The sequence below is a fragment of the Bartonella queenslandensis AUST/NH15 genome (assembly GCF_000312585.1).
Classification (GTDB): Bacteria; Pseudomonadota; Alphaproteobacteria; order Rhizobiales; family Rhizobiaceae; genus Bartonella; species Bartonella queenslandensis_A.
The window spans coordinates 2620-10647 of sequence record NZ_HE997988.1 but is presented as its reverse complement, the minus strand read 5'-3'; the positions used below and the strand labels follow the sequence as shown (position 1 = coordinate 10647).

The following is an 8028-nucleotide window of genomic DNA, read 5'->3' as shown; positions in this document are numbered from 1 at the left end:
GGGGGATATACAATAGAAAAAATCACACCAATTGATCAATTTTTATGGTCACCCCATGTTGAAGTTGTTGCTGTTTTGAGCAAAAATAAAAAGAAGAAGGGCTGGAAGCTTTAGCTTAAAATTTTTTTAACATCATAAATATTTTTTAAAAAAGTTTACTTGGGGATTATTATAAAAATCTCTCTAGAATTTATCACAATAATAACCTTTTTCTCACTGAACTTAAGAGCACCGAATGTGGACAGTGTTTTTATTTTAAATTTTTTTATTATGAAACAGACAGTGTTACCTCACATAAAAGACTAACGTATTACGAAAAAGGTATGCTTGAGGGTATATCTGAACAAGCCGGCAGCATCACCATTATATTTTATATTTGCCATCTCCTAATGCCGTGACAGCTTTTTGCATTTGAGATGGTTCATAAGAGGTATGTTTTTTGTACAGTTTTATCCCACACAACTCTCTCCACTTGTAATATGCAAACCAATGATTTTATTGATACAACATACACAGATTTAAAGTAAGAGAGCCCCATGGTATTCAAGATTCTAATTCAAGTTGAATAACGCTATATTATATTTACAAATCAATGAATTACACAAAAACAATTCTCTTTCATAAATCGTTTTAATAGATGAGAAGGGAGTAATATTGGGAAGGAATGAGAACGCTTATTCTTTGATAAGCGCGGTTCCACCAATTGTCATATTATTGATTCGTAAATGAGGTTGTCCAACACCAACAGGAACATTTTGCCCTGCTTTTCCGCACATACCAATACCGTTATCCAGTTTACTATCATTTCCAATCATTGTGATACGTTTCATAGCCTCTGGTCCATTTCCAATAAGGGTTGCACCTTTTATTGGTGCACCAATTTTACCATCTTCTACTCGGTATGCTTCAGTACATTCAAAGACGAATTTACCAGAAGTAATATCAACTTGTCCTCCACCAAATGAAACAGCGTAGATACCACTTTTAAGGGAAGAAAGGATTTCTTCAGGTGTTTTATCGCCTCCTAGCATGATTGTATTCGTCATTCGTGGCATTGGGGCGTAAGCATAGGATTCACGTCGTCCATTTCCAGTTGATTTACTTCCCATAAGCCGTGCATTAAGCCTATCTTGCATAAAACCAACGAGTTTCCCATCTTCAATGAGAACATTATATCCTGAAGGGGTCCCCTCATCATCGATCGTGAGTGAGCCTCGGCAATGAGGAATTGTTCCATCATCAACAACTGTAACACCTTTTGCCGCAACTTGTTGTCCTAAAAGTTCAGCAAAAGCGGATGTTTTTTTGCGATTAAAGTCACCTTCTAAACCATGACCTACGGCTTCATGGAGCATAACGCCAGGCCATCCATTGGCTAAGACAACGTCAAATGTTCCTGCAGGTGCTGCTTCTGCTTCTAAGTTTGTTAAAGCCATACGTAAGGCTTCATCCGCAGCTCGTTTCCAATTATCTTCATGAATAAATTGGTTAAATGCTTGTCGCCCCCCACATCCATAAAAACCATTTTCACGTCGATTGCTTTCAGCCGCAACCACAGATATAGAAAGGTGTACAAGGGGACGAATATCACGAACCAAATATCCATCAGCCCGTAAAATTTCGATATGTTGTAGTGAGCCAGCAAGAGAAACAGTTACTTGATGCAATTTATCATTTTTTGCCCGTAAATAAGCATCAATTTTTTGCAACAGAGCACTTTTTTCTTCAAATGATGGAGCATCAAGAGGATTATGTGGTTGATAAAGCCTCTTATTTGTTTGTTGAGGAGCTATACTATAAGGTCCGGCAAGATTATTATAGGTAACAGTTTTAGCTGCTTCACAAGCACGTTTGAGTGCAGCAGCGGATAATTCACTAGAATGTGCATATCCAGTCGCCTCTCCAGCAACGACACGCATACCAAACCCCATATCTTGATGGAAAGAGCAGTTTTTAAGTTGTCCGTTATCAAATAAAAGGGCTTCGCTTTCTGTATACTCGAGGTAAAGTTCGCCATCATCAGCATGATGAAGCGTTTCCTGGACAAGTGATTGCACTTTAGAGGAAGCAATATCAAAATGATCAATTAGCGTTTTCATAAAAATTATCCTATTTTTATTGGGGGCTTAGAAGATTTTTATTAATCTAATTTAAGAAGCTTTTAAAATATACGAGGAGATTTTAGTCATCCCATGTGTGTTGATTTCATTCATGTGGGCAAGGTTGCATAGGCGTCGCCAAGACCATGAAGGTCAACGAGACCTCCAATTCCTTGCTCAGGGGTTGTAAAGATAAAATAGGTTGCCATTTTCCCTTTTAAAAAGAGTTGTAATATGTCTTCTTTAAGAAAAGCTTCAGCAACACAATTATCACCAAGACAACGACGATATTCCATTCTACCCATATTTTTATCGTCAATTTTAATTCCAACGCCAGGACGTAATTCAACACGAATCGGAACAAAAACACGCATTAAAGCACCTTGCTTTTGAGGAAGTTTATAAAATGTAACGCGCAAGGTAATATCATGACGGCCTTGTGTATGGACGTTTTGTACAACTTCACACTGCATATTCGGTGTCCCTGGTGGGAGAGCACAAACTTTTGTCCATGCACCATAGGTTTGTGGAGCAGGGACATTTTGCGCATAGGGTGTTTGTGCAAAAGCGTAATTAATAGAACTGCTATAAAGTGGGTGAAGAACAGCACCAATAAAAAAACTTTTTTGAGTAATTTATAAAATATCACAGAAAATTCCATCCAACTCAACAGATACATCATCATGCATAGATTTACATAAAAAATGAATTCCTCACATAAAAACTATAACACAAAACCAGTATTTACCAAAATATATTCATTTCTATGTAATAAATAAAGGGAAATGAGAAGAAAGAGCATTTTATAGGAGATAAATTTTCAGCATGGCTTTATGCTGTTTGGTAGGATACACTTTTATGATACGTTTGTAATGTAAGAGAAAATGTTGATTGAAAGAATGTATTTTTGTTGCAAATAGTTCTACCTATTTTTTAGGAGATGCGTACAAGAAGGGTATGCCATATTTTCTCAAAAATACGATTGGTTTTAATTGGTTATTCCCGTATGCTAGATAATGTTTGCCAAATAATATATGCTAGATAATGTTTGCCAAATAATATTTGCCAAATAATATTTGTTTGTGAATGACAGAAATGAAAAAGGGTTTTGAGTGGAATGTCTGTTTCAGGAGAGTTATCGGTTTCAAATGGTAAATCAACGCCACCAAAATCTAGTATCAGTGATTATATTACATTATTAAAGCCGCGCGTTATGTCACTTGTGGTCTTTACAGCGCTCGTTGGTTTGGTGGCGTCTCCTGTTTCCATCAACCCGTGGTATGGTTTTTTAGCAATTTTATGTATTGCTGCTGGCGGTGGGGGTGCAGGAGCATTGAACATGTGGTATGATGCTGACATTGATGCTGTTATGGAACGGACCCAAAAGCGTCCCATTCCCATGGGTAAAATCAGCTCCCAAAAGGCATTTATTTTTGGCATGGTTCTTTCTATGCTTTCGGTATTGGTCATGGGGAGCTTCATTAATTGGTTTGCGGCATTTTTTCTTGCGTTTACGATTTTCTTTTATGTCGTTATCTATACAATTTGGTTAAAGCGTATCACCCCACAAAATATTGTTATTGGGGGTGCTTCTGGGGCTTTTCCACCAATGATTGGATGGGCTGTAACAACGGGGACAGTAAGTTTTGATAGTTTTTTATTATTTTTAATCATTTTTATGTGGACACCTCCTCATTTTTGGGCTCTTTCTCTCTTTTCATCTCTTGATTATGAGGCTGCGGGTATTCCTATGATGCCTAATGTACGAGGAGAATACTCAACAAAAAAACAGATCTTATTCTATACCATTTTGATGGTATTATGTGCCGCTGCTCCTTACTTTACTGGTCTTGGTGGAATTTTTTATGGCATCTTTTCGACAATTTTAGGTCTTATTTTTATTTACTTTGCTTATCGTTTGTGGAAAGCGGATACACATAATGAAACTCTTTTGATGGCCAAAAAAACCTTTTTCTTTTCGTTACTTTATTTGGCCGCTCTCTTTGGCGTTCTTTTGATTGAATCTCTTGTTCGATATTTTATCGACCTTTAGGCAAATAAAATGAAAAATTAAATTTTAAAAGAGCTTTTCTCCAAGAAAATGCTGTAGAGTGTTTTCTTATACAAAAGATGATATTGCGCGTTTTTTTTACATTGCGTATTCATGTATAATGATAGGTTGTTTGAATATTAAAACTGTAGAGATTAAGGATGATTTATGTCTGGACTTCCTCCCTTAACGATACGTCTTTGTGGTCCACGTGGATTTTGTGCAGGGGTTGATCGTGCTATCCAGATTGTTCTGCTTGCATTAAAAAAATATAGTTCTCCAGTGTATGTTCGTCATGAAATTGTACACAATCGCTACGTGGTTGAGGGCTTACAGCAAAGAGGAGCCGTTTTTGTTGAAGAACTTGATGAGATTCCAGAAGAACATCGCAATCAACCGGTTGTTTTTTCTGCCCATGGTGTACCAAAATCTGTCTCAGAAGAGGCTCGACGTTATAATTTGTTTTATCTTGATGCAACATGTCCATTGGTCTCGAAAGTTCATAAACAAGCGATACGGCATCAACGTCACGGTCGTCATGTTATATTGATTGGTCATGCTGGTCATCCTGAGGTTATAGGAACCATGGGACAGCTTGAAGATGGGGCTGTGACGCTTATTGAAACGATAGAAGATGCTTTGCAGTATCAACCAAGTGATCCAGATAAATTAGGATTTGTTACACAAACGACACTTTCTGTTGAAGACACAGCAGGAATTCTCGATGTATTACAACAACGTTTTCCTACATTAGCAGCTCCAGCAGCTGAGTCAATTTGCTATGCTACAACAAATCGGCAAGACGCAGTTAAGGCAGCAGCAAAGGGAAGTGATTTGTTTTTGATTGTTGGAGCACCAAATTCTTCTAATTCACGACGTTTAGTAGAAGTCGCCGAAAAGTCTGGGGCACGGCAAGCTATTTTAGTTCAACGCGCTGATGAAATTAATTTTGAAAACCTAAAAGCTCTTTCTGTTGTTAGTCTTTCAGCAGGGGCTTCGGCGCCTGAAATTATTATTGATGAAATTATTGCTGCGTTTCGTGAGCGTTATGATGTGACAATAGAATTAGCAGAAACAGTGGTGGAAACGGAAAGATTTTTAGTGAGTCGCGAATTACGTGACGTCATTTTAACGTCTCAAGATATGGCATTTGTGAATGGTCAAGCAAATAATGCAAATCAAAATACAGATATATCTACAACGAAAGCAAAATAATGGCCGTTTATACAGATATTCATCCAGATGATTTAAAAGCGTTTTTAACACGTTACGCAATAGGGGCACTTTTATCTTATCAAGGGATAGAGGAAGGGATTGAAAATTCTAATTTTATGCTGGAGACAACACAAGGGCGGTTTATTTTAACACTTTATGAAAAGCGTATTTCAAAAGATGATTTACCTTTTTTTTGTCGCTTGATGCAGCATTTAGGACAGCGTGGAATTCCTTGTCCACAACCGGTTATTCAAAATGATGGAATGATGATCAGTGAATTAGCAGGGCGCCCTGCTGCTATTATTACCTTTCTGGAAGGAGAGTGGATCCGACAGCCCGATATAGGTCATTGTGGTGAAGTAGGTACAGGGTTAGCACAATTGCATTTAGCAGGACAGAATTTTACACTCAGTCGTAAAAATACGCTTTCTATTATGGACTGGCAGCTATTGTGGCAACGTTGTCAAATCACAAAAGATGCATTGTTAAAAGAATTTGGAGAAAAGATTGAGTCGGAATTGGTTTTTTTACAAGAAAATTGGCCATCAAATTTACCAACAGGCATTATTCATGCAGATTTATTTAATGATAACGTCTTTTTTGTGAATCATCGTCTTTCTGGTATGATAGATTTCTATTTTGCGTGTAATGACTTTTTTTCTTATGATTTAACGATTTGTTTAAATGCTTGGTGCTTTGAGCCTGATCATTCCTATAATCTTACCAAAGCGCGTAAGTTATTGGAAAATTATCAAAAAATAAGACCATTGGTTCCTTTAGAATTGGACAAGGTTGTTTTATTGGCTCGTGGTGCGTCTTTACGTTTTTTACTCACACGTCTCTATGATTGGTTTAATACACCGCCTGGTAGCTTTGTTATTAAGAAAGATCCATGGGAATATTGGCACAAGCTTTGTTTTTTCAGTAACGTAAATTCTCTAAGCGAATTAGGTTTTTAAATTTTATGGCAAGACAACAAAAAATCGTTGAAATTTATACAGATGGTGCTTGCTCAGGAAACCCTGGAGTTGGAGGCTGGGGAGTAATTTTGCGCTGGAATGGCCATGAGCGTGAGCTTTATGGCGGTAATGCTCATACAACAAACAATCAAATGGAACTCATGGCGGCAATTTGTGCACTAAAGGCACTTAAAGAGCCTTGTTTAGTCGATCTTTATACAGACTCAGTTTATGTACGTAATGGTATATCGAAGTGGATTGAAGGTTGGAAAAAGAATAATTGGCGGACTGCATCAAAAAGTCCTGTGAAAAATATGGAGTTATGGCAAGCTCTTGAAGATGCCTGTTCTTGTCATAAAGTTAGATGGCATTGGGTAAAAGGGCATGCGGGACATCCCGATAATGAACGCGCTGATGCTCTTGCTCGCCAAGCAATTGCTGAATATCGCGAAAATGGTCGTTTTCCAACATAATTTCTATTGTCGTTTGACAATAGGTTTTGTACTAAGTGGAAAGAGGTGGGACTAACTGGGAATAAATGATAATTTGTTGTTTTTATATATAAAATTTAACATTAAGTGAAATGCGTGTTTTGCAAAAATGAATTTTGACACTTGAAATTGCAAAAAGAACTAAAAGTAGCGAAAATCAGAAAAAAGTGTATTTTCATGGTAAAAATAAGAGAGGGCTTTGAAAATCTAGAAAAAACCTTTGAAGTTTCTTTGAAAAAAATCAATCCAAAAGTTCAATTGACTTCAAAATCAGCCCAAAATGACCCAAAAAGCAAAAAAGATTTTCACCTATTGGTGATTATCTGTTTTTAGAGGCAATATATACTTATAAATAAAATATTTGTATAATTTTCTAATGTAAAAAATCATATCGATTTTTGATTTTAGGGGGGGCATTAAGCCGTATCTTGTGTAGCTTTTAGCTGTGCACTTTCAGCTTCTATGTGACGCTTTCAATGCAGTTTTAAAAGAGGCTAAGTAAGCTCTACTTCTTCCGTGGCGTTGATGTTTTGAACAAGCTCTTGTAACTTTTTATAACGCTCTGCAGCTAATTCCGCTATATCTTCAGGGAGAAGTTTTATATTTGCATCGCGATAGGTTGTTAAGCTATGTGATCGAGTTTTTTCATAAGCCCAGTAGGAATGGTAGGCGCTCTCAAATCAGCTTCTTTCGCTTTTGCCATGTCACTAAACATCTCACCTTCACCAATAACGAGCCAATCTAAGGATATTCCACAACGATTCTCATATATTCGCATTATAGATACAGGGGAGGGGGCTTGCAAATTCCTTTCATAATTATGCATAGTCGTTTCGGGAATATCAAAATATTTAGCAAATTGCCTACGCTCCGCAAAACTAAGGGAATACCGTATTTTACGTAATCGTTTTACGAGTTCTATTTTAGGTTCTTTTTCAAGGCCTATCGAAAAAGTTACTTCAAATACTTTTTCGGTATTTACAAAAGCAGATCTTTTTTCAAAAGAGATTTTTAAAGGCTGCTTCAGTCCCTGACATGGAGTAAGATTAGCAAAGTAGTGGAATTTTCTATTCATTTCACGGGTTAATCAAGACAAATTCACTATGTGTTTTTAAGATATCAGAATGAGTATTTTGATAAGTTTTTATTGCTTTCTTCGTAAGAAAGATAAAAATTATATAATACCCTCAAAGTGCGTAAAAAACTATACTATA

7 protein-coding genes and 1 pseudogene are annotated in these 8028 nt (G+C 36.8%); 5 read left to right on the top strand and 3 right to left on the bottom strand.

The window, feature by feature from the left end:
• Nucleotides 1-674: 674 nt before the first annotated feature.
• Complete coding sequence (gene tldD / locus BN338_RS03240; RefSeq protein WP_039759024.1) at nt 675-2099, bottom strand: metalloprotease TldD; 1425 nt, start codon at nt 2097-2099, stop codon at nt 675-677.
• Nucleotides 2100-2209: 110 nt separating this feature from the next.
• A complete protein-coding gene (locus tag BN338_RS03235; RefSeq protein ID WP_244427600.1) occupies nt 2210-2572 on the bottom strand; it encodes an invasion associated locus B family protein in 363 nt (120 codons plus the stop codon).
• A 644-nt stretch (nt 2573-3216) separates the two neighbouring features.
• On the opposite strand from BN338_RS03235, the gene cyoE reads away from it, so the two are divergent.
• From cyoE to BN338_RS11580, 5 genes are all read left to right on the top strand, one after another.
• Nucleotides 3217-4152 (top strand): heme o synthase, encoded by a 936-nt coding sequence (cyoE, locus tag BN338_RS03230; RefSeq protein ID WP_039759021.1) that lies wholly within the window; start codon nt 3217-3219, stop codon nt 4150-4152.
• Nucleotides 4153-4317: 165 nt separating this feature from the next.
• Complete coding sequence (ispH, locus tag BN338_RS03225) at nt 4318-5364, top strand: 4-hydroxy-3-methylbut-2-enyl diphosphate reductase (protein ID WP_039759019.1); 1047 nt, start codon at nt 4318-4320, stop codon at nt 5362-5364.
• Complete coding sequence (locus BN338_RS03220; protein ID WP_039759018.1) at nt 5364-6323, top strand: homoserine kinase; 960 nt, start codon at nt 5364-5366, stop codon at nt 6321-6323. Before ispH ends, BN338_RS03220 begins: the two co-directional genes overlap by 1 nt.
• Before the next feature lie 5 nt (nt 6324-6328).
• Complete coding sequence (rnhA, locus tag BN338_RS03215; RefSeq protein ID WP_039759016.1) at nt 6329-6796, top strand: ribonuclease HI; 468 nt, start codon at nt 6329-6331, stop codon at nt 6794-6796.
• Between the two features lie 141 nt (nt 6797-6937).
• Nucleotides 6938-7147 (top strand): hypothetical protein, encoded by a 210-nt coding sequence (locus tag BN338_RS11580; protein ID WP_156809243.1) that lies wholly within the window; start codon nt 6938-6940, stop codon nt 7145-7147.
• Nucleotides 7148-7287: 140 nt separating this feature from the next.
• On the opposite strand, the pseudogene BN338_RS03210 reads toward BN338_RS11580, so the two are convergent.
• Nucleotides 7288-7760 (bottom strand): annotated as a pseudogene (locus BN338_RS03210) (helix-turn-helix domain-containing protein).
• Nucleotides 7761-8028: the final 268 nt, after the last annotated feature.

What these genes read in the sequence shown, in the direction of transcription:
- tldD (WP_039759024.1), bottom strand. Translation starts at nt 2,099, where the DNA reads ATGAAAACGCTAATTGATCATTTTGATATTGCTTCCTCTAAAGTGCAA.
- BN338_RS03235 (WP_244427600.1), bottom strand. Translation starts at nt 2,572, where the DNA reads ATGCAGTGTGAAGTTGTACAAAACGTCCATACACAAGGCCGTCATGAT.
- cyoE (WP_039759021.1), top strand. Translation starts at nt 3,217, where the DNA reads ATGTCTGTTTCAGGAGAGTTATCGGTTTCAAATGGTAAATCAACGCCA.
- ispH (WP_039759019.1), top strand. Translation starts at nt 4,318, where the DNA reads ATGTCTGGACTTCCTCCCTTAACGATACGTCTTTGTGGTCCACGTGGA.
- BN338_RS03220 (WP_039759018.1), top strand. Translation starts at nt 5,364, where the DNA reads ATGGCCGTTTATACAGATATTCATCCAGATGATTTAAAAGCGTTTTTA.
- rnhA (WP_039759016.1), top strand. Translation starts at nt 6,329, where the DNA reads ATGGCAAGACAACAAAAAATCGTTGAAATTTATACAGATGGTGCTTGC.